We start from the raw sequence: 23,894 nt of genomic DNA, 5'->3' as shown, positions 1-23,894 counted from the left end.
CGGGAAATGGCCCGGAAGTGCCAAATTCAGGTTGAGACAGCGCCCGTAATAAGGGATCATACCCGGCTTGACGGCGGGGGGATGAGGGTGCCAGCCGGCACAACTTCCGCCAGTGACGCTTTTTTGAGGTGAGCCATGAGTCAGGCGAACAGCCCAACTAACTTTATTCGTCAGATCATTGATGAAGATCTGGCCAGCGGTAAGCACAGCAGCGTGCATACCCGTTTTCCGCCCGAGCCGAACGGTTATCTCCATATCGGCCACGCCAAATCTATCTGCCTGAACTTCGGCATCGCCCGCGACTATCAGGGCCAGTGCAACCTGCGTTTCGATGACACCAACCCGGTGAAGGAAGATATCGAGTACGTAGAGTCCATCAAGCAGGACGTACAGTGGCTCGGCTTCCAGTGGAACGGCGAGATCTGCTACTCCTCCGACTATTTCGACAAGCTGCACGGCTACGCCATCGAGCTGATTGAAAAGGGTCTGGCCTATGTGGATGAGCTGACGCCCGAGCAGATGCGTGAGTACCGTGGCACCCTGACTGAAGCTGGCAAGAACAGTCCGTTCCGCGATCGCAGCGTGGAAGAGAACCTGGCGCTGTTTGCCAAGATGAAGAACGGCGAGTTCGCCGAAGGCACCGCCTGCCTGCGCGCCAAGATCGACATGGCATCCCCCTTCATGGTGATGCGTGATCCGGTTATCTACCGCATCAAGTTTGCCCACCACCACCAGACCGGTGACAAGTGGTGCATCTACCCGATGTATGACTTCACCCACTGCATCTCGGACGCGCTGGAAGGGATCACCCACTCCATCTGCACTCTGGAGTTCCAGGACAACCGTCGTCTGTACGACTGGGTGCTGGACAACATCACCATCGACTGCCACCCCCGTCAGTACGAGTTTTCTCGTCTGAACCTCGAATACACCGTCATGTCCAAGCGCAAGCTGAACCTGCTGGTGACCGAGAAGCACGTCGATGGTTGGGACGACCCGCGCATGCTGACCGTCTCCGGTCTGCGTCGTCGTGGTTACACCCCGGCCTCCATCCGCGAGTTCTGCAAGCGCATCGGTGTGACCAAGCAGGACAACATCGTCGAGATGAGCATGCTGGAAGCCTGCATCCGCGAAGACCTCAACGAGCATGCACCGCGCGCCATGGCCGTGCTGCACCCGGTGAAAGTGGTCATCGAGAACCTGGCTGCCGACGAAGTGCTGACTGCCCCGGCCCACCCGAGCAATGCCGAGATGGGTACCCGCGAGCTGAATTTCACCCGTGAAATCTTCATCGACGAAGCGGACTTCAAAGAAGAGGCGAACAAGCAGTTCAAGCGTCTGGTGCTGGGCAAGGAAGTGCGTCTGCGCAATGCCTATGTGATCAAGGCCGAGCGCATCGAGAAAGATGCCGATGGCAAGGTCACCTGCATCTACTGCTCCTACGACCCCGAGACTCTGGGCAAGGATCCGGCCGATGGCCGCAAGGTGAAAGGGGTGATCCACTGGGTCAGCGCCACTCACTCCCTGCCAGCGGAAGTGCGTCTCTACGATCGTCTGTTCAAGGTGCCGAACCCGGGCGCCGAGGATGACTTTGAAGCTGCGCTGAACCCGGAATCCCTGGTGATCATCGAGGGTGCCCGTGTCGAGGCATCCCTGAAGAACGCCAAGCCGGAGCAAGCTTACCAGTTCGAGCGTGAAGGTTATTTCTGCGCCGACAACAAGCTCTCCAGCCCGGAGCATCTGGTGTTTAACCGCACCGTTGCCCTGCGCGACTCCTGGGGCAAGGTAGAAGGCTAAGCCGATGGGGCAGGGGAGACCCTGCCCTGTGCGATGCCACGGCCTGCGCCGGACAATAAAAAAGCCAGCTGATGCTGGCTTTTTTATTGTCCGTTATCTGCAAGTCGCGGGCGACTTATTCGTCGTGCTTGCACTCACCGGTAGCACAGTGACCGTAGAGGTAGAGGCTGTGGTTGGTGAGACGGATATTGAATTTCTTGGCGATCTCGCGCTGACGCTGTTCGATCACTTCGTCGGAGAACTCGATCACCTTGCCGCAGTCAAGGCAAACCAGGTGGTCGTGGTGCTCCTGAGTGGCCAGCTCGAATACCGACTTGCCACCTTCGAAGTGGTGACGGGTAACGATACCGGCATCATCAAACTGGTTGAGAACGCGATAGACGGTAGCGAGACCAATCTCTTCACCCAGGTCGATCAGTCGTTTATAGAGATCTTCGGCGCTGGTGTGCTGGCAATCCGGCTGTTGCAGGATTTCCAGGATTTTGACCCGGGGCAAGGTGATCTTGAGCCCGGCCTTTTTTAACGCTTGGTTGTTGTCTGCCATATTCTACTTATTCGCATTCTCGAAGGTGGGGTTATTCTGATGGACTGCCGCAGGAATGGCAACCTTGAACTCGCTTGGCCTGTCATTATAGGTCGTAGCCTCCCTAAAAATAAACCCAGCAATTCAAGGGGTTTAGCCATAAATGGCCGGTTGGATTGAAATAATCAATCGTGTCGTCCGACTTGCTGGCATGGCAGATGTTGATAAGATGTAACTTTCATATTTCTGGTCGGATGAGATCCATGGATTGGCTTTTTGACAATGCGGCCTGGGTGCGCCGCGCACTCAACGCCTGGCCCCCTTTCTGGGGTGCCGGTATCAAGATAGAGACCCTGAGCGATGACTTTCGCTACTGCCGGGTGACCCTCAAATCCCGCTGGTGGAACAAGAACGCCAACCGCACCCAGTTTGGCGGCAGCATGTTTGCCATGACGGACCCCATCTATCCGCTGATGCTGATGGGCTACTTCAAGAATCGCTACTACGTCTGGGACAAGGCGGGCAGCATCAACTACATCAAGCCGGGCAAGGGCAAGCTGGTGGCCGAGTTCAACCTGACCGAGGGCAAGCTGGCCGAAATCGTGGCGGCGACCGAAGGTGGCAACAAACACTTCCCCGAATTCGAGGTGACGGTACAGGACAAGAGCGGCGAGCTGGTGGCGCAGGTCAAGCGCACCCTCTATGTGCGAGCCAAACCGGAGCACAGAGGTGAATAACAGGGGAGAATGAAGGCAGGCATCGCCACTTGCAGATACAACAAGGGCCCGTCAGGGCCCTTGTTGTCAGAGGTATGAGGGGGAGGTGGATTACTCCAGCTCGCCCAGGCACATCTCTTCGTGCAGCTGCTTGCACCAGCCCTTGACGCGCTCGGCAGTCAGCTCCGGCTGGCGATCTTCATCGATACCCAGACCGACAAAGTGCTTGTCATCGACCAGTGCCTTTGAGGCTTCAAACTCGTAGCCTGCAGTCGGCCAGTGACCGATGATGATGGCGCCTTTGGCTTCGACGATGTCACGCAAGGTGCCCATGGCGTCGAGGAAGTACTCGGAATAGTCTTCCTGATCACCGCAACCGAAGATGGCGACCAGCTTGTTGGTGAAGTCGATTTCGCCCAGATCGGGGAAGAAGTCGTCCCAGTCGGCCTGGGCTTCGCCGTAGTACCAAGTCGGGATGCCGAACATCAGCAGATCAAAGCTCTCGATGTCGGCCTTGCTGCTCTTGGCGATGTCACGGACTTCAATCAGGTTTTTGCCCAGCTCTTTCTGGATCATCTTGGCGACAGCTTCGGTGTTACCGGTATCGCTGCCAAAAAACAGACCTACACTTGCCATAGTGTTTAGTTACCCGTATTTGGTGTTAATGCTCAACGCTCAGACTGCAATGTCCACCGCAAAGGCGGACTCAATCTGTTGTTTCAGGATAGATTGGATCAGCTCGGCTCGGCTGATGTTCTGTTGTAACGCAAGTTGGTTCAGGCGCTCCAGCAACTCGGCCTCCACCTTTAACTCTACCCGCTTCAGCCCATTTTCCCGATCGCGCTTAAGCTGGTTACGCTTGTTGATCTTGAGCTGGGTCTCGCGGGGGAGTGGATTGGTCTTTGGCCTGCCGGGGCGCTTCTCATTTGCGAACAGATCCAGTGTTGTTCGATCAGTTTGCTGTTTGGCCATACATCACAGATGAAAATAAGTTAGCCGAGTCCTGAGCCTTCCCAGCCCAGTTCGATCAGCCCCTTGGCGACAAAACCCGCACAACCCAGAAACAGTACCAACCAGACGATAAAACGACCGAAACGGGGCACGTTGCCGCGCTTGAGCACGTCCTGAATGGCCAGGCCAATCAATATGAAAATGGCCACAAAGAATAACTTGAGGCCCAAACTTTCGATCAGGTCGATATGTTCACTTAGCATGGATTGCGCACACTCCTTATGACGGGCGCACTATATCACAAAGGATTTGAAACTGTTAACCGCCTGTCGACAGGAAATCCACAACCAATTTGTTGAACAGAGCAGGTTTTTCCGCATGCAGCCAGTGGCCGGTACCCGCGATGACACGCACCTTTGCCGCCGGGAATTGGGCCAGTGCCGTCTCGCTGTATTGGGGCTGCATATAGTCAGAATCCCCCCCTTTGATAAAGAGCACCGGCCCTTCGAAGCGGCGGTCATCCTCTGGCCAGCCCATGATGTTGGCGTAGTTTTGCTCAAGGGCGGGCACATCGAAGCGCCAACCCCAGCCATGCTCGCCTCTGGCGAAGGATTTGAGCAGAAACTGGCGCACCCCGGCGAGCTCGATATGCTGCGCCAGCATGGCTTCCGCTTCACTGCGGCTTTGCGGCGGCGTGCGCAGTGTGGCGTTGAGTCCGGCAAAGACATTCTGGTGGCGGGAGTGGGGATAGGCGACCGGCGCCATGTCGGCTACCACCAGCCGGCTGACCCGCGCGGGCGCCAGCTTGGCGAGCTGCATCGCCACCTTGCCCCCCATCGAGTGGCCAATCAGGGTCGCTTCGGCAATATTCAGCCGATCCATCAGGGTCAGGATGTCGGCCGCTTGCGCCGGATAGCTCATCTCGCTGCTATGAAAGGAGGCGCCGTGGTTGCGCAGATCGACGCTGATGACCCGGCACTGTTCGCAGAGGGCTCGGGCCAGCAGGCCGAGGTTGTCGAGGCTGCCAAACAGGCCGTGGATCAGAATGACCGCCGGCCCCTGACCTTGCTCCTTGAAGTTCAATATGCTGTTTTGTTGCAAAATGACACCTTGTCGGTCGTGGGTGCGTATCGCTGTTTTATTTAACGCACTGGAAAGAAAAGGATTTCGTCCAATGGATTGGGATTTTATGTGGTTTTTTTTCTAAAAAATCCTGTCCGGATCGGCTATCAGTGCGGCTGATCACACACTTGGCCCGCTATTATGCCGTATTCTCGATGAGATTCATGTACATCTGCCAGCCCCTTGCTTGGGCTGTCGGGTTTGCCTATGTATAATCGCCGCATCCGAATTTCGACGAGTCCAGCGCATCCCTATGAAAACCATCGAGCTTGATGACGATCTCTACTTCTATATCGCCAGCCAGACCCGGCACATTGGTGAAAGTGCCTCCGATATCCTGCGCCGTCTGCTGGAACAGCCTGCTCACCAACGTGTGTCGGTTGCCGAGCCAGCTGCCGTCGCGCAGCCCAGTGCGATAGCCACCCGGCAAGGGCTGCAAGCCCTGCTCGATTCAGGTGAGCTGCAAAAAGAAGAGAAGTCCATCAACCGCTTTATGCTGGTGCTGAGTACCCTCTACCGGGATAACCCGGAAGGCTTTACCCAGGCCACCGAAATCAAGGGGCGCAAGCGCGTCTATTTCTCGCAGGATCCCGAGGCTCTGCGTGCCAGTGGCAGCACTACCAAGCCCAAGCCGGTACCGGAGACCCCGTTCTGGGTGATCACCAACACCAACACCAGCCGCAAGCAGAATATGGTGGCCCAGCTGATGGCCAGCATGGACTATGGCGAAGAGGTGATCGCGCAGGTGTGTGGCGCCATTTAACGATTCTTCAAGACTCAGGCCTTGCCCGGCAAGGCCGCCATTACGCAAGGAAAACGCCATGGCTCAGCATTCCCACGCCGGTCAACCGGCCCGTTTAAGCGATCTGACCAACATCCCCCGTCTGGTCAGCTCCTACTACCTCAACAAGCCGGACATGAGCCGCCCCGAGCAGCGGGTGGCCTTCGGTACCTCCGGCCACCGTGGCAGCGCCCTGCACAATGCTTTTACCGAATCCCATATTCTGGCGGTGACCCAGGCACTGGTGGAGTATCGCCAGCAGGCCGGCATCACTGGCCCGCTGTTTGTCGGCATGGATACCCACGCCCTGTCCGAATCCGCCTTTGCCAGCGCCGTCGAAGTGCTGGCTGCCAACGGCGTTGAAACTCGCATTCAAGCCGGTATGGGCTTTACCCCGACCCCGGTCATCTCTCATGCCATCCTGCGCTACAACTCTGGCAAAGAAGGGGCCAGCAAGCCTGCTGCCCGCGCCGACGGCGTGGTGATCACTCCGTCCCACAACCCGCCGGAAGATGGTGGCTTCAAGTACAACCCGCCCCACGGTGGCCCCGCGGAAGGGGAGATCACCAAGTGGGTCGAGGATCGTGCTAACGCCATTCTGGAAGCGGGTCTGGCGGGCGTGAAGCGGATGCCGTTCGCCGAGGCCCTCAAGAGCCCGTTCGTGGTCGAGCACGACTATGTCACCCCCTATGTGGATGATCTGAAGAATGTGCTGGACATGGACGCCATCGAGAACGCGGGCGTCAAGATCGGTGTCGATCCGCTGGGTGGATCCGGCGTCGCCTACTGGGACGTCATCGCCAAGACCTATGGTCTGAACATCGAGGTGGTGAACTACAAGGTCGACCCTACCTTCTCCTTCATGACCCTGGATAAAGACGGCAAGATCCGTATGGACTGCTCCAGCCCGTTCGCCATGGCGAGCCTGATTGCCCTCAAGGACAAGTTCGATATCGCCCTTGGCAACGACCCTGACTACGACCGTCACGGTATCGTTACCAAGTCCGGCCTGATGAACCCGAACCACTATCTGGCGGTGGCGATCCAGTATCTGTTTACCCATCGCACCGGCTGGTCTGCCGATGCAGCCGTCGGCAAGACGCTGGTCTCCTCCTCCATGATCGACCGGGTTGCCGGCGAGATTGGCCGTACCCTCAAAGAGGTGCCGGTCGGCTTCAAGTGGTTCGTGGATGGCCTCTACAGCGGCGAGTTCGGTTTTGGTGGCGAGGAGAGCGCGGGCGCCTCCTTCCTGCGTAAAGATGGCACCGTCTGGACCACTGACAAGGATGGCTTCATTCTGGCGCTGCTGGCGGCAGAAATTCTGGCGGTCACCGGCAAGGATCCGCAGGCTCATTACGACGCACTGGAAGCCAAGTTTGGCCGCTCCAGCTATCGCCGTATCGACGCCCCGGCCAACAGCACCCAGAAAGCCGTGCTCTCCAAGCTGGATCCGGCACTGGTGGAAGCCTCAACGCTCGCCGGTGAGCCCATCATCGCCAAGCTGACCAAGGCGCCGGGCAACGATGCCGCCATCGGCGGCCTCAAGGTGGTGACCGAGAACGGCTGGTTCGCGGCGCGCCCCTCCGGCACCGAGTCCATCTACAAGATCTACATGGAGAGCTTCAAGGGCGAAGCGCACCTAGATCTGATCCAGCAAGAGGCCCAGCAGATCGTCTCCGCGGCACTGGCCAAGGCCGGCGTCTAAATCAGGTAGGAGCCCCTGATGGGGTGGAACGTTGGATATAACAAAGGAGCCATAATGGCTCCTTTTTCATTGTCTGTTTTATGCCAGCGAGTGAGCCATCGGCGGCCTCAAGGTGGTGACCGGCAACTGGCCAAGGCCGGCGTCTAAATCAGGTAGCCATCCTTGAGCCCCTGATGGGGTGGAACGTTGGATATAACAAAGGAGCCATAATGGCTCCTTTTTCATTGTCTGTTTTATGCCAGCGAGTTGTCAGCGCGCCGCCTTCACCGCCAGCCCCAGCTGCCATACCGCCATGGCATAGTGGGTGCTGTGGTTGTAGCGGGTGATGGTGTAGAAGTTGGGCAGACCGTACCAGTATTGGTAGCCGGTGCCGACATCGAGGCGCAGCAGGCTCGACTCGCTGTGGTTGCCGAGGGTGCTGGTGGGGGTCAGCCCTGCGCGGCGCAGGGTGGCGACCGGGTAGCGGGTCTGGAAGCCGTGCTCGTATCCGGGCAGTTGGCCCTGACCGCGCACCGCCACCGGTTGGCCTTTCTCCCAGCCGTGGGCCTTGAAGTAGTTGGCGACGCTGCCGATGGCATCCACCGGATCCCACAGGTTGGTGTGGCCGTTGCCGTCAAAGTCCACCGCATAGCGCTGGAAGCTGGAGGGCATAAACTGGCCGTAGCCCATGGCGCCCGCATAGGAGCCCTTGGGTTCGGTGGGGTCCATCCCCTCATCGCGGGTCATCACTAGGAAGGCTTCCAGCTCGCTGGTGAAGAACTCGGCGCGACGCGGATAATCAAACGCCAGGGTGGCCAGCGCATCCAGAATGCGGGTCTTGCCCATCACTCGGCCCCAGCGGGTCTCGACCCCGATAATGCCGACGATGATCTCCGGCGGCACCCCGTAGACCTGCTCCGCCCGGTTCAGCTCGCTTGCGTATTCACGCCAGAAGTTGACGCCGTTCTGTACGTTGTCGGGGGTGATGAACTTGGCGCGATAGCGGTTCCAGGCACCGGTCGGGCCGGTGGGCTTGGCGGTGGTCGGTGCCTGGGCATCCATCAGGCGGATGATCCAGTCGTAACGCTCTGCCTGTGCCAGCACCTGATGCAGCTGGGCGTTGTCAAAACCGTGCTTCTCGACCATTTTCTGGACGAACCTGTCCACGTTGGGGCGATTGGCGAAGTCCCCCTTGCTAACCCCTTGTGTATAAACGGGTTTGCTGGATGGCGCCTGATTGATAAAGGCGCTCTTGGGTTGGGGGACGACCACGGGCTTTGGCGCTGGGGCGCTGCTGCAGCCACCGAGCAGGGGGAATAACGACAGAGTGAGAAGAGAGGCAAGGCGACGCATAGGGTTCTCAAAGAGACTGATAAAAGTGTCGCAATGGTAAAACATTGTCATCCCCGTGCAAGTGTTCCGTGCGCCTTGTTTGCCGCCAATTCATCGTGCGATGGATTAGCCCTTCTGTGAGGGCTGTGCTGTTTCGCGCTGGGGGTGACGCAGGGTGTGGTAGCCGCTCCAGAGCCGGGTCAGGGTGGTGATGGCGCAGAGCAGGGCAAAGCCGTAGGCGAGCGGGGTAAAAGCGGCGGGCCACAGGCACATCAGCACAAAGAGGGCGATGGTTTCGCTCCCCTCGGTGAGGCCGCCCAGATAGTAGAGGGATTTGTGGTGGTAGACCGGATTGTCGATGCCCCGCTTGCCCGCCATGATGGCAAACGCCAGAAAGCTCGACCCTGTGCCCATAAAGGCAAACAGCAGGGTGGCGGCGGGCAGTGCATTGGCGGGGGCGGCGAGGGCAAAGCCCAGCACCACGGCAGCGTAGAAGATAAAATCCAGCGTGATGTCGAGAAAGCCGCCGCAATCGGTGATGCCGGTTTCCCTCGCCACGGCGCCATCGAGCCCGTCCAGCAGCCGGTTGAGCAGGATGGCCGCCAGCGCCCATGAATAGCAGCCAAAGGCCAGCAGCGGCAGCGCCAGCATGCCGATGGCAAAGCCGGTGAGGCTCACCTGATTGGCACTGACCCCGGCGCGGCTGAGCGGTTTGGCAAGCTGGGTGAGAGGGCTGCGGATCACGGGGATCAGATGGCGATCAAACAAGGTGAACACTCCTCGGTTAACAGTGGCATTCGGTGAGGTTGAGTATGGTGCCCGGCGCGTCTTCCGCATCGTGGGTCACCAGAATAGCGGGGATGGCCAGCGCCTTGATCTGCGCGAACACCAGTTCGCGAAAGGCGGCCCGCAGCGGCTTGTCGAGACGGGAAAAGGGCTCGTCCAGCAGCAGGGCATCGGGTTCGGCCAACAGCGCCCGCAGCAGACTGACCCGCGCCCGCTGACCCCCTGACAGCAGCTGCGGCAGCTTGTCAGCCTGATCCGCCAGCGCGACCTGCGTTAACGCTGTCAGTGCCTTTTCCCGCCGCGCACGTTTTCCCTTGATGGTCGCTGGCATGCCGAACATCAGGTTCTCCACCACCGTCAGATGGTCAAACAGCAGGTCATCCTGAAACAGCATGCCGATGCGCCGTGCCTGCGGTGGCAAGGCGTTGAGTGGCCGCTCGCCGAGCCTTACCTCCCCCTCCAGCCGGATCGGGCCGCTATCTGTCTGCGCGCCGGGCAGTACTCCAGCCAGCCCCGCTAGCAGGGAGCTTTTACCGCAGCCGCTTGGGCCCATCAGGGTCAATACCTCGCCGGGGGCCACTTGCAGGGCGGGCAGCGAAAGCAGCAGATTTTCATCAAGGTAAAGCCGAAGAGGCGTGGTGCTCAGCATATGGCTGTTTCCATCGTGAGAGTTCATCGTGAGCCGCCCCCCTTGAGCGCCGGATTGATCCGCGTCGGCAGCCAGAATGCCAGCAGATAGATAACGAGCGGCAGCAGCAGTTGCAGCAGGCCGTAGAGCCCCGCCAGCCGCCGGTTGAGGCCGCTGCCGATGGCCACCGCTTCGGTGGTGATGGTGACCACTCTGCCTGCGCCAAAGAGCAGGGTCGGCAGATACTGGGCCAAACTCACCGCCGCCCCGACGCCGAAGGCAAACAGCAGCGGGCGCGCCAGCAGCGGCACTTTGACCTGCCACCAGGCTCGCCATGGCGTAGCCCCCAGCAGCAGAGCGCTCTGGGTGATCCGAGGATCGAACTGGCGATAGGGGCCATGCAGACACAAATAGACATAAGGAAAGACAAACAGCAGCTGGCTCCAGAGCACCCAGCCCCAGCCAATGCCGCTGCTTATCGAGTCATGTGCAAGCCAGTCCAGCCCGAGCCGGATACCAAACAGCAGGCTTGCTTGCGGCAGCAACAGCGGCAGGCAGATAAGCCAGAGCGGCCAGGGGCGGCGGCCGGCTTGTGCCTCCAGACTGCACACCGCCATCATCAGTGCCAGCAAGCCGCTCGTCAGCGCCAGCAGCGCGCTGGTTGCCAGCAGCGGCAGCAGGGTTGGCAGCAGATCCAGCCAGTAATGACTGCTCCACTGGCTGGGCCAGAGGGCGGGAAAGGGCCAGCGGCGCGCCAGTGACCAGAGTAGCAGGGCCACCAGCACCGCCAGATTGAGGGTGATCAAAGTGAATGCAGAGCCTGCAGCGAGCCGGTTGGCAAAGGAGTGGGGCGCCGCCCTTTTGCCATCGAGCCAGCAGCCTTTGCCCACCTCTTGATGAAGCCACTCCAGTAATCTGAACAGGGCGATGAGCAGTGCCGTGATGGCAAGCAGCAGCAGGGCGCCGCTGGCGGTGGCACCGCGCCAGAGCAGGTCCGGATCCTGATACCAGAGCCACAACCGCACCGCCAGCGGGGAGGGGGCATCGGGCCCGAGCAGCTGGGCGAGATCCACCACCGCCACTCCATAGGCTGCCACCGCATAGATGGGCAGGCGCAGGGCGGGCCAGAGGGCGGGCAGCAGCAGGCGCCACCAGATCTGGGGGGCGCTGAAGCCAAGGCTCGCCCCCAGCCACTGCTGGCGTGCCAGCTGGATGGGTTGCTGTGCGGCCATCGCCATCAGCAGCAAAAAGGGGGTCTCCTTGAAAACGAGCAGTGCAATCAGCCCGAGCCCCCAAGGGTCGCGGATGGTCTGCCAATCGGGAGGCAGTTCAAACCCGGTCAGAGCTGGCGAGACGAGCCGCAGCAGCCAGCCGGAGGGGGCGAGCAGAAAGGCAAAGCCGATGGCAAAGGCGACGTGAGGCATGGCCAGCATGGGCGAGAGCAGGCGGCGGAGCAGGCCGAAAGCCCGGCTGTCGCTGTGGGCCAGCAGCAGGGCGGTCATCAGCAGGCTGCCAAGGGTGGAGGCAGCGCCAATCCACAGGCTCAGCGCTGCTGAGTACCAAAGACCGGGTTGGGCCAGCAGCAAGGCAAGATGAGAGGCGGTCATCCCCTCCGCCAGCAGTTGCCACAGCCCCGCCAGCAATGGGATGACGAAGAGCGCCAGATAAATGACCGCCATCCCCGTACTCATACTGGGGTGGCGTGTCAACCGGCGCCACGGTCGGGAGCGGGAAAGTGGGTGACCAGCGGCACTCATCAGTGACCGTAACGCTCGGCCCAGGCCGCTTCCAGTTTGAGCTGCCAGCTGGGGTGAGGCTCGGCTACCGATTTGAAGCGCAGTGCCGGTTGCCCCTTGGCTGAATCAGGCAGCGCATCGGCCCGCAGCACGCTGGGATCACCCCAGAAGGCCGGATTGGCTTTTCGTGCCTGCGCCGCCGGGCTCAGCAGGAAGTTGGCCACCACCTTGGCACCCGCACGGGCACTGGCGTTGAAGGGGATGGCGAGAAAATGGCTGTTGGTGAGCGCCCCTTTCTCCATGGCGACGGTTTCCACACTGGGGGGCAGGGCGCCAATCTGGGCGGCGCTTTGCGCCTCCTGCGGATTGAAGCTGATAGCCATGGCCAGTTCGCCATCATCGAGCAGCTGGCGGGTTTCGGCGGCACTGGTGGGGAACAGTTTACCCTTGCGCCAGAGTGCCGGATGCAGCTCATCGAGCCAGGCCCAGAGCGGGGCGGTGAGTTGGGTAAACTCGCTCTCGGTCGCTTCCCGATAGAGGGGGGCGGGGTTTGGCGTCAATTCCAGCAGGATCTGCTTGAGAAAGCTGGAGCCATGGAACTGGGGCGGCTTGGGATAGGTGAAGCGGCCGGGATGGGCCTTGGCCCACGCCAGCAGAGCTGCTGCCGAGGTGGGCGGGCTGGCGACCTCTTCGGTGTCGACCATCAGATTGAGCTGGCCGATGCCCCAGGGGGCTTCCAGCCCTTCCACCGGCAGGGTGAAGTCCTCACTCACCGGCAGGGTGCTGTCTACCAACGCCATGTTGGGCAGCTCGGCGGTAAAGGGGGCGCCGAGCAGCCCCTGCTCCTTGAGCGCCTTGAAGTTCTCGCCGTTGACCCAGAGCAGGTCGATGGGGCCGCCAGCTTGCTTGCCCGCCTGCTTGTTGGCCAACAACTGGCTGACGCTCTGGGCGATGTCATCCACCTTCACCTGCACCAGTTTGACCTGATAGTCGCGTGCCAGCTCCTGCCCGGCCCACACCAGATAGGCGTTGATCTCCGGGCTGCCGCCCCAGGCGTTGAAGTAGACGGTCTGCCCCTTCGCCTCCTCAAGGGTCCGTTGCCAGTTGTCATCAGGGTTGGCTAACAGCGGGCCGCTGGCCAGCAGTGGCAGGGCGCACAGCAGGGCGTTTAGCCGCTGTTTGAGCTGTGAGTTGAGTTGTGAGAATGGCTTGAGCATAAATGTTTCCCTGATTGTCAGGCGCCACGGCGCCAGCGGTGATAACGAGCCAGCAACGCCAGCACCCGGGTGGGCTGGTGGGCCCGTTTCCATTCACCTGCCACGTATTTGTTCCCCTCCATCAGGGTGGGATAGGCGTGAATGGTGCCGAGGATCTTGCCTAGGCCGAGGCGGTGACGCATGGCGAGCACGAACTCGGCAATCCGTTCACCGGCGTGAGTGCCCACTATGGTGGCGCCAAGGATAGTATCCTTGCCCGGCACGGTCAGCACCTCGACAAAACCGTGGCGCTCCCCATCGGCAATGGCTCTGTCCAGCTCAGCCAGCTCGAAGCGGGTCGCCTCGCAGGGAATCCCCTGCGCCTCGGCCTCCTTGCGATTGAGGCCGACCCGGGCAATCTCCGGCGTGGTGTAGGTGGCCGCCGGAATGACCCGATAGTCGGCCCGAAAGCGCTTGAACTGGCCAAACAGGGCATTGACCGCCGCATACCAGGCCTGATGGGCGGCAAAGTGGGTGAACTGGTAAGGGCCGGCTACGTCTCCCACTGCCAGTATGCTGGGGAAGTTGGTGGCAAGGAAGCTATCGACCGCTATGGTGCCGCGGGGGGCAAGCTCGACCCCCAACGCTTCGAGCCCGAAGCCGCTCACATTGGCGACCCGACCCAGTGCCAGCAGCAGTTGATCCCCTTCAACCACTTGTGTCTCATCGCCTCGGCGCAGTTGCAGCCGGATGGGGAGATCCCCCTCGGCTGCGGGCAGATAGTCGGCTCGTTCGGCGCGCCAGCCGGTGAGTAGCTGCACGCCATCTTGGCTCATCTGCCCGGCCAGGGCGTCGGCTACCTCTCTATCTTCGCGGGGCAGCAGTTGCTCCGAGAGTTCCACCAAGGTCACGGGAATGCCGAGCAGGGCGAAGCTCTGGGCCAGCTCGCAGCCGATGGGGCCACCGCCCAGCACCAGCAGCCGGCGCGGCGGGGTGCGCAGCTGCCAGAGGCTATCCGAGGTGAGGTAAGGCACCTGATCCAGCCCCGGCAGCTTGGGCACCAACGGTCGGGCGCCGGTGGCGATGACGATATGGCGGCTGACAAGGCGCTTGCCGTTCACCTCCACCTCCCAGGGAGAGACCAGCCGCGCCTCCCCTTCGATGCATTCCACTCCAAGCCCCTGATAACGTGCGATGGAGTCGTGTGGCTCGACCTCCTTGATCACCTCAGCCACCCGCGCCATCACCGCCGCAAAATCAGCGCGGGAGTGGCTTGGGCTAAAGCCCAGCTCGTCGGCTTTACGCTGCTCTGCGGCAAAGCGGGCGCTTCGGATCAATGCCTTGGAGGGGACGCAACCGCTGTTGAGGCAATCGCCCCCCATCTTGTGTTTCTCGATGAGCGCCACCTTGGCCTTCACCGCTGCCGCGATATAGCTGGTGACCAACCCACCTGCACCGGCACCTATCACCAGCAGGTTGTAGTCGTAGCGAGCGGGTTTGTGGTAGGGGGAGAGCAGGCGCCGTTGGGCAAGGTGTGCGGTCAATTTCTTGACCAGCCAGGGCATCAGCCCCAGCAGGGTCAGCGCGACCATCAGGCCGGGGGAGAGGATATTGCCGGTGCTGGTTAACTGGCCAAGCTCGCTGCCCGCCAGCACATAAACGAAGGTGCCGGGCAGCATGCCAAGCTGGCTGACCCAGTAGTAGGTGCTGACTTTGATGGGGGTGAGCCCCATCAGCAGATTGACCAAAAAGAAGGGGAAGATGGGGATGAGGCGCAGGCTCAGCAGATAGAAGGCCCCCTCCTTCGCCATGCCAGACTGAAAGGTGGCCAGCTTGTCGCCAAAGCGGGCGGTGACCCAGTCGCGCAGCAGAAAACGGGCGCTGAGAAAGGCCAGGGTCGCACCAATGGAGCTGGCAAAAGAGACCAGCAGCAGCCCCCAGGCGACGCCAAACACAGCGCTGCCACCCAGGGTGAGCAAGCTGGCGCCGGGCAGGGAGAGGGCGGTGCTCAGCACATAGATAAGCACGAACAGCAGGCAGGCCGAGACAAAGTGGTTGTCGACCCATTGCGCCACTGCCGCCTGCTGGGCCTGCAAGGCGTCCAGAGTGAGGTAACGACCAAGATCGAGGGCAAAAAAGGCGCCGATAAGGCCCCCCATCACCAGCGCAAGCAGCAGGCGGGTCCGGTTCATCAGGCGTCCTTGCTGTCATGCTTGGCAGGGCGTTCCGGTTGCACCGGCAGCTGGCAGAAGCCCTGCGGCGCGATATCGAGGGCGGCGTTGAACTTGGCCGACATGTTCTGGAATGCGATAAGGCCGGTCAGCTCCACCATGGCATCGTCGTCGAACCAGGGCTTGAGGCGGGCCGCCTGTTCATCGCTCACCCCATCGAGGCCAGTCATCGCTTCGGTATAGTCGAGCACCGCTTTTTCCCGCTCGTCAAACAAGGGGCTTTCGCGCCAGTTGGCCAGCGCCTCCACCTTCTCGCTTGAACCTGCTCTCTTTACCAGGGTCATGGCGTTGATGTCGACACAAAAACGACACCAGTTGAGCTGGGATACCCGCACCGTCACCAGCGAGCGCAGCACGGGATCGATGGGGGAGCGTTTGCGGTTGATGACCCCGTAGAGGGTAGCGACGGCGGCAAAGAGGCGCGGCGAGCGGCCCCAGCACTTGCCCGGAATAAGCACCTGGCCATAGTTGCGCTTTTGCAGCCAGAAAAAGGGGCGGATAAACCAGGCATATTCCCGGTCGGGTTTGACCTCAACGCGCATCAGTTACCTTCTTGTTGTTTCACACTTACGGTTTCAAATTGGGTTTGTAGGCCTGACCGAGGCGCTCGTTCAGGCGGGTCAGGAAATCCTCGATCCGCGCCCGGTTGGTGCCCAGATCGCTTTGCCCCTGACGGGAGGCTGATCGCATATCGATGCGGGTCTCTTTGGGGCCAGCAAAGACCCGCAGCGCCACATCATCCTGAAAGCCGAACCAGCCGGTGGTGACCACTGCATCCAGACCGTCGGGGCTGGGTCGCACCTGCCAGCCCAGCTCCTGCATCAGTTCGCTGGCTTCAATCAACACTTCGGCAGGAGAAGCCCTGGTAAAGAGAGGACCGGGTTTTGCCTCAACTGCTTTCAGCGGGGCGCTATTAATTGGCAGATCCTGCGCGGTTCTGAGCTCTGCCGCCCAGCGTAGCTGGGGGGGATTGTAGGGATCTGTGCTCACATCATTGATCAGCGGCATCCGCAGCGCCTGTGCCACAAAGGTCAGCGGCAGCAGCAGCGGCAAGGCGCCGAGGACGCTGGCGTAGCGGTTGCGGCTCCAGGGCAGGCGTACCAGCAAGATCAGGGAGACAAGGGCTCCGATGAGACAGATCGCAAAACCGATCCACCAGGGCCAGAGATGAAAGCGGCTGCCGAGGGCGCCAGCGAGCGGGAGTAACCAGGCCAGCAGGGGCCACAAGCAAGAGCGGGGCATAGCACGGGATCCATCGTCGAATGTGGACAATGCCGAGAAGGATAAACTTAATTGCCTGATAACGTTAGTAAATTGATGAGAGTTTGGCGTGGTTTTGGTCAGTTTTGCGAGGGAGATGCAGAGGTCGGTGAAGCCCGCCTGACGGGAGCTTCACCGAGAAAATGGTCAGTTGCGATGACTTAGTTGCGATAGAGCACTTTGATCAGATGGAAGCCGAACTTGGTGCGCACCGGTCCCAGCACCTTGAGCAGTTCGCCCTTGAAGACGGCATCGTCAAAGGGCTTGACCATATCCCCTTTATTGAACTCCCCCAGATCGCCGCTGCGTTTTGCAGAAGCGCAGGTGGAAAAGCGCTTGGCCATCTGGCCGAAGTCGGCTCCCTTCTCGATCTTCTCCTTGATCTCCAGACACTGTTTTTCGGTCTTGACCAGAATGTGCTGGGCACAGGCTTTTTTCATCGGGGCGCTCCTGGGAGTGATGGCGAAGGTTGTTAATGCCAAGGGTGGTAGCAAATCGGGGCGCAAGAGTACCCCAATTTGCCACCGGCGTCAGCCATCACAGCCTGCCATTTACCGGCGATCGTCAGCCCTGTTACTGGCGAGCGCGGGTGGCCAGCACGGCGCGGGGACGCGCTTGCCAGATGATCTCCAGCCCGAGCAGGGCGTAGAGGCTCCAGATGGCCAGCGGATTGAGCCATTCGCCCCCCAGTTGCAGGGTCATCAGGGCGCAACCTGCCAGCAGCAAGGTGATCCCCGGCAGCCGCCAGTGGGCGGGCAGGGGGGCCAGCAGCGCCATCGCCAGCAGAATGCCGAGGCCAAACGGCAGGTTCAGGGCGGTAAAGGCCAGCGCCTGTTGGCCACTCATGCCGGTCAGCAGGGCCAGCAGGGCGCTGCAACAGGCGAGAAAGGTGATGAACTCGAGACGATCGGCAATATAGTCAGCCATCTGTTCGCTACGTGCATGCATGATGTGTCTCCTTCAGTTGATGGTTCAAGTGTGAGGGAGGGACGTTCGCAAAGGCAGCGGGATAATTCGATTGCGCTGAACGAGCAATTCTTAATCACCCGCTACGGCGGGCTTTAGGGTGTGCCGGGCCGGTTAAACGGTGAGGGTGGGGTGATGCCGACAAACTCTGTCGTGGTGGGTTTCTGGTTGCAAAGAGAGGAGGAGAGGTGACAAATGGTGCCTGATGGTGGGGTGAGCCTTATTCAGGGCAGGTCAATACGCTTCCATCGGGAAAGCGGGCGTCGTCATTGTCACCAAAATGTGTGATTTGTGGTCAACCTCTTAAAAGATATGGCTAATTTGCCAATGGCACCGCGCTGTCGCTGGCCGATGCCTATGTTAGGATAAGGTTCGCCATTTTTCTGGCGCGCATTTTTGTGTCACGGCCATGCACGGCATGGCGTGCTGCGCCGCATTCGGGGTTGGCCCGAAAGGGCGCTGGTTTCCTTCACCACAGATTCAGGAATATTGACCTTTGACAGGATGCATTTCATCCCTGCTGGCAGGGCGTTTACTGTCCGGCCCTGCGTTTCGCCGCGGCCTGCGGGTACTAGGGGTGGGCCTGTTGCTGTCGCTGCTGGCTTCGCCCGCGTTTGCCGCCAAGCTCACCTATCAGGTCAAGGGGTTGAAAGGGGAGAACAAGGATAACGTTGAAGCCTACCTCAATGCCCTGCCGGTCTATCAGGAGCGGCAATACCGTCCGGCCCGCGCCAAAATCACCGAGAGCGTGCAAAAGGCGCTGCAGGTTTATGGCTACTACCAGCCGAAAATCACCCTGAGCCGCGACAAGAAGACTCCGTCCAAAGTGGTGATTGAGGTGGACAAGGGGGAGCCGGTCATCGTCTCCCGCCTCGATATTCTGCTGGAGGGGGATGCGGGCAGCGACGAGCTTTACAGCGCCCTGCTGGACAAGTTGCCCCTCAAAGAGGGCGAGCCCCTCAACCACGCCAAATATGAATCCATCAAGGCGGATCTGGGCAGTCTCGGGCTGGCCCGCGGTTACTTTGATGCCAAGCTGAGCAAGAGTCAGGTCAAGGTGTTCCCGGACAAGGGGACGGCGGAGATCTTTATTCTGTTCGAATCGGGCCATCGCTACCGTTTTGGCGAGATCCGCTACGATGCCACCCCCGAAGCGCTTCACCTTATTCGCCCGCTTATCAACATCAAGAGCGGCGACCCCTATCTCGCCATCCGTCTGGCCGAGATGTCGCAGGATGTCTCCTCCACCAAGCTGTTCCGTCAGGTAGATATCAAGCCGGTATTGAGCGAGGCGAGCAACTATCGGGTTCCCATCGCGGTGACGCTGGATAACCGGGTCGATCACGAAATCGAGACCGGTATCGGTTATGCCACCGACGTAGGCCCGCGGATGAGTGCCACCTGGGAGAAGCCCTGGGTCAACCGCTATGGTCATCGTCTGTTTGCCACCGCCAAGGTGTCGGCGCCGGAGGCAGAGCTCAGCTTCGACTATCAGATCCCGGTGGGCAACCCGCTGCGGGACTACTACTCCATCCAGACCGGCTACCAGTACAAGGACAACAACGATACCCGCTCCGATCTCACCACTATCGGTGTGCACCGCTGGACGCGGCGGCCGGAGAGCTGGGATCGGGACGTCTTTATCCGGCTGGAGAACGAGATCTATACCCAGGGCGCCGACGAGGGGAACAGCTTGCTGTTGATCCCCGGGGTCTCTTGGTCCCGACTGCGGGTGCGCGGCACTCTGGTGCCCGACTGGGGGGATCGCCAGCAGTTGACGCTGGAGTTCTCCGATCCCAGATGGGGCTCCGACATCAGCTTTATGCGGGTGTGGGGGCGCAGCAAGTGGCTGCGAACTCTTGGCGATAACCACAGATTCCTGATGCGGGCCGAGCAGGGGGCCATCATAGGTGACAGCTTCTCGCTGGTGCCGCCGTCTTTGCGCTTCTTTACCGGTGGCGATCAGACGGTGCGCGGCTTTGGTTACGAGAGCATCTCTCCCACCGGGCCGGATGGCAAGCTGACCGGTGGCCGCTACACCAGCGTGGCCAGTCTGGAATACAACTACCGCTTCAGCGAGAAGTGGCTGGGGGCCATGTTTGTGGATGGCGGCACCTCCACCACCGATTACAGCGAGCCCTGGAAAATAGGTACCGGCGTCGGTGTGCGCTGGGTCACTCCCATCGGTCAGGTCAGACTGGATCTGGCGGTCGGGGTATCGGAAGAGGACAAGCCCTTGCGGCTGCATTTCGCATTGGGGCCTGAATTATGATGTTGTCTAAACGCTTTTTTCTTTGGCCGCTGCGGCTGTATCTTGCGCGGGGGTCTGCATTGTGATCTGGCTAAAACGCATCTTTCTCTGGCTGATGGGGCTGGTGTTCCTGCTGCTCATCGGCGTCAGCCTGTTGGGATTCACCCATCATGGCAACAAGTGGTTGTGGCAACAGGCCAAGGGGGCGCTACCTTCCCTCAAGGGGGAGCTGGTGGCGGGTCAGCTTGGCTATGGCTGGACCCTGGAAGGGGCGGGCTGGCAGGATGAGCTGGTGGATGTGACGGTGGATCGCGCCGTGCTCGACTGGGATCTCGGCAAGTTGCTGCAGGGCAAACTCTGGATCAAATCGCTTGAAGTGACTCATCCGGTGGTGAAGGTGGCTGACTCGGAGCCTGCACCGGAAGAGCCGTCGGAGCCTTTTGTCTGGCATCCGCTCCCCCTCAAAATTCAGGTCGACAGTCTCAAGGTGGCCGATCTCGATCTGGCAGTGCCCGGTGTGGCCGTGACTCTGGGGTCCCTCGATATCGGCGCTACCCTCAACCGCAAGGGGCTGATCGTGCGTGGTCCGGTGCTCGATAACCTGAAGGTGACGCTGGATGACGCTGCACCCGCCAGCGCAGTCAAATCCGCCAAGCAGCCGGTCGCTAACGAGAAGCAAGCCGGGGCTGCGGTGGCGCGCAACGACAAGGCCAGCGCCGAGACAGCCAAACAGGGTAAAGGGACGCCTGCTGCGAACACGGCAAAGGCTGCCCCCATTCTCCTGCCCGCCATTCATCTTCCTTTCCCCATCCAGCTGGAAGGGATCAGCGCGACTCGCGTGAAATATAAGCAGGGCGAGCTGATTGAAGGGCTCGACAAGCTGCTGCTGTCGGCCACTGCTGCCGATGATCGCATCGAGGTGCGCGAGCTCTCGCTGCGCCACGCCATGGCCGATCTGGCGCTCAAGGGCCACATCCAGCTCAGTGAAGACTACCCGCTGGCGGTGACCCTGGATGCCAAGGCCCGCAAGGGGCTGCTGGATGGCGAGCTGCAAGGGGAGCAGGCCACGCTGGCGCTGAGCGGTTCGGTCGGCAAGCTGGGGCTGGCGTTGTCGGCCAAAGGACAGGTCGCCGCCAATCTCAAAGGTTCTCTGGCCGCCCTCGACCCGGATCTCCCTTTTGATGTGACCCTCGACTGGAAGAGCCTCGGTTGGCCATTTCATAAGCCTACCAAAGATGAGCCGAGCTATCGGCTGGACAAGGGGAGTCTGACCGCCAAGGGCAAGCTCTCCGGCTACCAGTTTGCCCTCAATACCTCCGGCAAGGGGACCGATGTCCCCCCCTTCAAGCTTGCGCTGGACGGCAAGGGGGATCTGGAGCGGCTCAGCAAGATAGCCTTGCAGCTCAACGCCCTAAAGGGGGAGCTCAAACTCGATGGCAAGCTCGCCTGGAACAAGGGGGTTGAGTGGCAGGGGACCACCCTGTTCAAGGGGATCAATCCGGCCGAGCTGCTGCCTGAGCTGAAAGGGACGCTGGCCGGTGAGCTGGAGAGCCGTTTCGTGATGAACGACGCGGGTCACTGGGAGCTGAAACTGCCCAAGCTCAAGGTGGATGGCAAGCTCAACCAATACCCGCTGGCCCTCAAGGGGGAGCTTAGCGGCAACGACAAGATGGAGTGGCAGATCCCGGCGCTCTCGTTGCAAAGTGGCCCCAACCAGTTGCAGGCCAAGGGCAGTATCAGCAGCGCCCAGTGGAGGCTTGATGCCAACCTGCAGGCTCCCCAGCTGGGGGGCATCTATCCCGGCCTGAAAGGGGATATCAAGGGACTGGTGAAGGTCAGTGGCAATCAGCAGACGCCAAAAATCGATGCGGATCTCGCCTCCGACCGGCTCTACTATGCCGGCACCGACCTGAAGGGCATTAGCCTCAAGGGCAATGCGGTGATCGGCGCCAAACCGGCCGGTGAGCTCTCGCTGTTGGTGGCGCAGCTGAAACAGGGCGAAACCAAGCTCAGCCAGCTGGCCCTGAACCTCAGCGGCGATATCAGTCAGCATCTGTTGACCCTGACCATGAAGGGGGACCCTGTTGCGGCTAACCTCAAACTGGGTGGCGGCGTGCGCGGGGATCACTGGCGCGGGGCACTTTCCGAGTTGCGGCTGAAAACCCCGCTGCGCCGTTGGGACTTGAGCTCCCCTTGGGCACTGGATCTCGATCTGCCGCGTCAGCGGCTGGCGATGGGGGATCTCTGCCTCGGCTCCCAGGGGGCCAGCCTCTGCGTCAAGGGGAGTCAGGTTTCCGCTGCCCAGGGCACTCTGGAGTTTGCCCTGAGCGAGTTTGATCTCAAGCGGCTGCGCCCCTGGTTGCCGGACAACTTCCGCTGGCAGGCGATGCTCTCGGCCGATGGCCGCGCCAGCTGGCGTGGCAATCAGCCTACCTTGCATGCGGTGGTGCGTACCACACCAGGCACTTTTGTGGCCGATGGCCTCAAGACCGACTATCAGCAGCTGGCTCTGGCCCTTGATTTCGAGCGGCAGCAGGCGGCCATTCGCCTCGATTTTGCCTCCAAGCAGATCGGCAATATCGATACCGACCTGCTGATCAAGGAGCCCGCCGGTCGCGGTCTGCTCGGCGGTCAGCTCAAGTTTGACGACCTCAAGCTTAATACCTTCGCGCCACTGATCCCTGAGGTGCGCTCCTTGCAAGGGATCATCTCCGCTGACGCCCGTTTCGACGGCACGCTGGCGGCGCCCCTGCTGTTTGGCCAGCTCAACCTGCGTGACGGTGAAGTGCAGACCCACTCCGACATGGTGACCCTGACCAAGCTGGTGACCCGCCTCAAGATCGAAGGCAACCGCGCCGAGCTCGATGGCTCCATGCTGGTTGGCAAGGGGCCGCTGGCGTTGGGCGGCTGGCTCAGCTGGGCCAAGATGCCGGTCAGCGGCAGCCTCACCATTCAGGGCAAGGATCTGGAGGCGCAATATCCGGGCATGGGCCGGGTCAGAGTCTCGCCCGATATCGCGGTGTCGCTGGGTGAGGAGACCCGGATTACCGGTCAGGTGGATATTCCCTGGGCACGTATTCTGGTCAAGAGCCTGCCGGATTCGGCGGTGGCGGTCTCTGATGACGTGACCGTGGTCTATGACGAGCTGCCCCCGGCTCCCAAGCAGGCAACTCTGCCGCTGGCGATGAAGGTGGCGATCCGCCTTGGCAACGATGTGAAGCTCGATGCCATGGGGCTGAAGACCGATGTCTCCGGCGGTCTCAATATTCGTCAGGATCCCGAGAAGCCGCTGGCAGGTAACGGCCAGCTGGTGCTGACCAACGGCCGCTTCAAGGCCTATGGTCAGAACCTCATCATCAAGGAGGGGCGGATCCTCTTCTCCGGTCCGCTGGATCGGCCCTTCCTCAACATCGAGGCCAACCGGGATCCCGATACCATCGAGGGTCAGGTGACGGTCGGGGTGCGGGTGACCGGCCCTGCCAGCAAGCCTGAGATCACTGTCTACTCCGAACCGCAGATGGCGCAGTCGGAACAGCTCTCCTATCTGCTGCGCGGCAAAGGGTTGCAGACCGGCGGTGAGGATGGCGGTTTCAATGGTCTGCTGGTGGCCGGTGCGGTGAGTCAGGCCAATGGCGTTGTGTCGAGCATCGGCGAGTCGCTCGGGATGAGCGATGTCTCCCTCGATACCGCCGGCAGTGGCGACAACACCCAGGTGACGTTGTCGGCTTATCTACTGCCGGGCTTGCAGTTCCAGTACGGGGTCGGGGTCTTCAGCCCCATCGCCGAATTCAAGCTGCGCTACGAGGTATTGCCACGGCTCTATCTGCAGGCGATGAGCGGGGTGGCTCAGGCGGTTGATATCTTCTATCGCTTTACTCTGTAACGCTTCATCCCGTAACAGGGCTGATATGAACGTAAACGGGAGGCGCAGGCC

General features: G+C 60.8%; 21 protein-coding genes. 6 read left to right on the top strand and 15 right to left on the bottom strand.

From position 1 onward, the window contains the following. Positions 1-135 precede the first annotated feature (135 nt). On the top strand, positions 136-1,797 hold the full coding sequence (gene glnS / locus ACTG27_RS09330; RefSeq protein ID WP_005334302.1) for a glutamine--tRNA ligase: 1,662 nt from the start codon (positions 136-138) through the stop codon (positions 1,795-1,797). Between the two features lie 115 nt (positions 1,798-1,912). Here the strand turns inward: glnS and fur are convergent, their stop codons facing one another. Beyond that, positions 1,913-2,341 carry a ferric iron uptake transcriptional regulator gene (gene fur, locus ACTG27_RS09325; RefSeq protein WP_005334301.1) on the bottom strand — a complete coding sequence of 143 codons (429 nt, stop codon included), beginning with the start codon at positions 2,339-2,341 and terminating at the stop codon, positions 1,913-1,915. A 242-nt stretch (positions 2,342-2,583) separates the two neighbouring features. On the opposite strand from fur, the gene ACTG27_RS09320 reads away from it, so the two are divergent. Beyond that, positions 2,584-3,057 carry a DUF4442 domain-containing protein gene (locus ACTG27_RS09320; protein WP_005334300.1) on the top strand — a complete coding sequence of 158 codons (474 nt, stop codon included), beginning with the start codon at positions 2,584-2,586 and terminating at the stop codon, positions 3,055-3,057. A 90-nt stretch (positions 3,058-3,147) separates the two neighbouring features. Here ACTG27_RS09320 and fldA read toward each other — a convergent pair whose 3' ends face one another. From fldA to ACTG27_RS09300, 4 genes are read right to left on the bottom strand one after another with little or no spacing between them, the layout of a single operon-like run. Continuing rightward, positions 3,148-3,672 carry a flavodoxin FldA gene (fldA, locus tag ACTG27_RS09315; protein ID WP_005334298.1) on the bottom strand — a complete coding sequence of 175 codons (525 nt, stop codon included), beginning with the start codon at positions 3,670-3,672 and terminating at the stop codon, positions 3,148-3,150. Positions 3,673-3,711: 39 nt separating this feature from the next. Beyond that, on the bottom strand, positions 3,712-4,008 hold the full coding sequence (gene ybfE, locus ACTG27_RS09310; RefSeq protein ID WP_005334297.1) for a LexA regulated protein: 297 nt from the start codon (positions 4,006-4,008) through the stop codon (positions 3,712-3,714). A 20-nt stretch (positions 4,009-4,028) separates the two neighbouring features. Further along, complete coding sequence (locus ACTG27_RS09305) at positions 4,029-4,250, bottom strand: DUF2788 domain-containing protein (RefSeq protein ID WP_005334296.1); 222 nt, start codon at positions 4,248-4,250, stop codon at positions 4,029-4,031. A gap of 55 nt (positions 4,251-4,305) precedes the next feature. Next, the gene (locus ACTG27_RS09300; RefSeq protein WP_439979548.1) at positions 4,306-5,088 is read right to left on the bottom strand and encodes an alpha/beta fold hydrolase; all 783 of its coding nucleotides are present in this window, start codon (positions 5,086-5,088) and stop codon (positions 4,306-4,308) included. A 274-nt stretch (positions 5,089-5,362) separates the two neighbouring features. Between ACTG27_RS09300 and seqA the strand changes: the two genes are divergently transcribed. Further along, positions 5,363-5,872 (top strand): replication initiation negative regulator SeqA, encoded by a 510-nt coding sequence (gene seqA, locus ACTG27_RS09295; RefSeq protein ID WP_439979547.1) that lies wholly within the window; start codon positions 5,363-5,365, stop codon positions 5,870-5,872. A 58-nt stretch (positions 5,873-5,930) separates the two neighbouring features. Continuing rightward, positions 5,931-7,595 (top strand): phosphoglucomutase (alpha-D-glucose-1,6-bisphosphate-dependent), encoded by a 1,665-nt coding sequence (gene pgm / locus ACTG27_RS09290; protein WP_439979546.1) that lies wholly within the window; start codon positions 5,931-5,933, stop codon positions 7,593-7,595. 249 nt (positions 7,596-7,844) lie between these two features. On the opposite strand, the gene mltB is transcribed toward pgm, so the two are convergent. From mltB to ACTG27_RS09240, 10 genes are all read right to left on the bottom strand, one after another. Further along, the gene (gene mltB / locus ACTG27_RS09285) at positions 7,845-8,927 is read right to left on the bottom strand and encodes a lytic murein transglycosylase B (RefSeq protein WP_439979545.1); all 1,083 of its coding nucleotides are present in this window, start codon (positions 8,925-8,927) and stop codon (positions 7,845-7,847) included. Between the two features lie 105 nt (positions 8,928-9,032). Continuing rightward, positions 9,033-9,674: a CDP-alcohol phosphatidyltransferase family protein gene (locus tag ACTG27_RS09280; RefSeq protein WP_439979544.1), complete on the bottom strand. Its 642-nt coding sequence runs from the start codon at positions 9,672-9,674 to the stop codon at positions 9,033-9,035. Positions 9,675-9,690: 16 nt separating this feature from the next. Beyond that, the gene (locus ACTG27_RS09275) at positions 9,691-10,341 is read right to left on the bottom strand and encodes an ATP-binding cassette domain-containing protein (RefSeq protein WP_439979543.1); all 651 of its coding nucleotides are present in this window, start codon (positions 10,339-10,341) and stop codon (positions 9,691-9,693) included. A 23-nt stretch (positions 10,342-10,364) separates the two neighbouring features. Continuing rightward, positions 10,365-11,999 (bottom strand): ABC transporter permease, encoded by a 1,635-nt coding sequence (locus ACTG27_RS09270; protein ID WP_439979542.1) that lies wholly within the window; start codon positions 11,997-11,999, stop codon positions 10,365-10,367. A 77-nt stretch (positions 12,000-12,076) separates the two neighbouring features. Then, on the bottom strand, positions 12,077-13,273 hold the full coding sequence (locus ACTG27_RS09265; RefSeq protein WP_439979541.1) for an ABC transporter substrate-binding protein: 1,197 nt from the start codon (positions 13,271-13,273) through the stop codon (positions 12,077-12,079). A 17-nt stretch (positions 13,274-13,290) separates the two neighbouring features. Beyond that, positions 13,291-15,444: an FAD-dependent oxidoreductase gene (locus ACTG27_RS09260; RefSeq protein ID WP_439979540.1), complete on the bottom strand. Its 2,154-nt coding sequence runs from the start codon at positions 15,442-15,444 to the stop codon at positions 13,291-13,293. Beyond that, entirely contained in the window at positions 15,444-16,025 is a 582-nt protein-coding gene (locus ACTG27_RS09255; protein WP_439979539.1) for a carboxymuconolactone decarboxylase family protein, read from the bottom strand. The genes ACTG27_RS09260 and ACTG27_RS09255 overlap by 1 nt, the downstream gene beginning before the upstream one ends. Before the next feature lie 25 nt (positions 16,026-16,050). After that, a complete protein-coding gene (locus ACTG27_RS09250) occupies positions 16,051-16,725 on the bottom strand; it encodes a DUF1499 domain-containing protein (protein ID WP_064341526.1) in 675 nt (224 codons plus the stop codon). Positions 16,726-16,904: 179 nt separating this feature from the next. Continuing rightward, entirely contained in the window at positions 16,905-17,183 is a 279-nt protein-coding gene (locus ACTG27_RS09245; protein ID WP_005334269.1) for a peptidylprolyl isomerase, read from the bottom strand. 133 nt (positions 17,184-17,316) lie between these two features. Further along, positions 17,317-17,691 carry a hypothetical protein gene (locus tag ACTG27_RS09240; RefSeq protein WP_069555247.1) on the bottom strand — a complete coding sequence of 125 codons (375 nt, stop codon included), beginning with the start codon at positions 17,689-17,691 and terminating at the stop codon, positions 17,317-17,319. Positions 17,692-18,205: 514 nt separating this feature from the next. On the opposite strand from ACTG27_RS09240, the gene tamA reads away from it, so the two are divergent. Both tamA and tamB read left to right on the top strand, forming a co-directional pair. Next, positions 18,206-19,981: an autotransporter assembly complex protein TamA gene (gene tamA / locus ACTG27_RS09235; protein WP_139429391.1), complete on the top strand. Its 1,776-nt coding sequence runs from the start codon at positions 18,206-18,208 to the stop codon at positions 19,979-19,981. Between the two features lie 61 nt (positions 19,982-20,042). Then, positions 20,043-23,843 (top strand): autotransporter assembly complex protein TamB, encoded by a 3,801-nt coding sequence (tamB, locus tag ACTG27_RS09230; protein ID WP_439979538.1) that lies wholly within the window; start codon positions 20,043-20,045, stop codon positions 23,841-23,843. Positions 23,844-23,894: the final 51 nt, after the last annotated feature.

Source organism: Aeromonas sp. 97A (genome assembly GCF_051919185.1).
Classification (GTDB): Bacteria; Pseudomonadota; Gammaproteobacteria; order Enterobacterales; family Aeromonadaceae; genus Aeromonas; species Aeromonas veronii.
Note: the sequence above shows the minus strand (reverse complement) of the source record. Positions and strands in the feature narration are given on the sequence as shown.

What these genes read in the sequence shown, in the direction of transcription:
- ACTG27_RS09265 (WP_439979541.1), bottom strand. Translation starts at nt 13,273, where the DNA reads ATGCTCAAGCCATTCTCACAACTCAACTCACAGCTCAAACAGCGGCTA.
- ACTG27_RS09255 (WP_439979539.1), bottom strand. Translation starts at nt 16,025, where the DNA reads ATGCGCGTTGAGGTCAAACCCGACCGGGAATATGCCTGGTTTATCCGC.
- ACTG27_RS09270 (WP_439979542.1), bottom strand. Translation starts at nt 11,999, where the DNA reads ATGGCGGTCATTTATCTGGCGCTCTTCGTCATCCCATTGCTGGCGGGG.
- ACTG27_RS09260 (WP_439979540.1), bottom strand. Translation starts at nt 15,444, where the DNA reads ATGAACCGGACCCGCCTGCTGCTTGCGCTGGTGATGGGGGGCCTTATC.
- ACTG27_RS09305 (WP_005334296.1), bottom strand. Translation starts at nt 4,250, where the DNA reads ATGCTAAGTGAACATATCGACCTGATCGAAAGTTTGGGCCTCAAGTTA.
- ACTG27_RS09275 (WP_439979543.1), bottom strand. Translation starts at nt 10,341, where the DNA reads ATGCTGAGCACCACGCCTCTTCGGCTTTACCTTGATGAAAATCTGCTG.
- ybfE (WP_005334297.1), bottom strand. Translation starts at nt 4,008, where the DNA reads ATGGCCAAACAGCAAACTGATCGAACAACACTGGATCTGTTCGCAAAT.
- fldA (WP_005334298.1), bottom strand. Translation starts at nt 3,672, where the DNA reads ATGGCAAGTGTAGGTCTGTTTTTTGGCAGCGATACCGGTAACACCGAA.
- ACTG27_RS09240 (WP_069555247.1), bottom strand. Translation starts at nt 17,691, where the DNA reads ATGCATGCACGTAGCGAACAGATGGCTGACTATATTGCCGATCGTCTC.
- fur (WP_005334301.1), bottom strand. Translation starts at nt 2,341, where the DNA reads ATGGCAGACAACAACCAAGCGTTAAAAAAGGCCGGGCTCAAGATCACC.
- ACTG27_RS09245 (WP_005334269.1), bottom strand. Translation starts at nt 17,183, where the DNA reads ATGAAAAAAGCCTGTGCCCAGCACATTCTGGTCAAGACCGAAAAACAG.
- glnS (WP_005334302.1), top strand. Translation starts at nt 136, where the DNA reads ATGAGTCAGGCGAACAGCCCAACTAACTTTATTCGTCAGATCATTGAT.
- ACTG27_RS09320 (WP_005334300.1), top strand. Translation starts at nt 2,584, where the DNA reads ATGGATTGGCTTTTTGACAATGCGGCCTGGGTGCGCCGCGCACTCAAC.
- ACTG27_RS09250 (WP_064341526.1), bottom strand. Translation starts at nt 16,725, where the DNA reads ATGCCCCGCTCTTGCTTGTGGCCCCTGCTGGCCTGGTTACTCCCGCTC.
- seqA (WP_439979547.1), top strand. Translation starts at nt 5,363, where the DNA reads ATGAAAACCATCGAGCTTGATGACGATCTCTACTTCTATATCGCCAGC.
- mltB (WP_439979545.1), bottom strand. Translation starts at nt 8,927, where the DNA reads ATGCGTCGCCTTGCCTCTCTTCTCACTCTGTCGTTATTCCCCCTGCTC.
- pgm (WP_439979546.1), top strand. Translation starts at nt 5,931, where the DNA reads ATGGCTCAGCATTCCCACGCCGGTCAACCGGCCCGTTTAAGCGATCTG.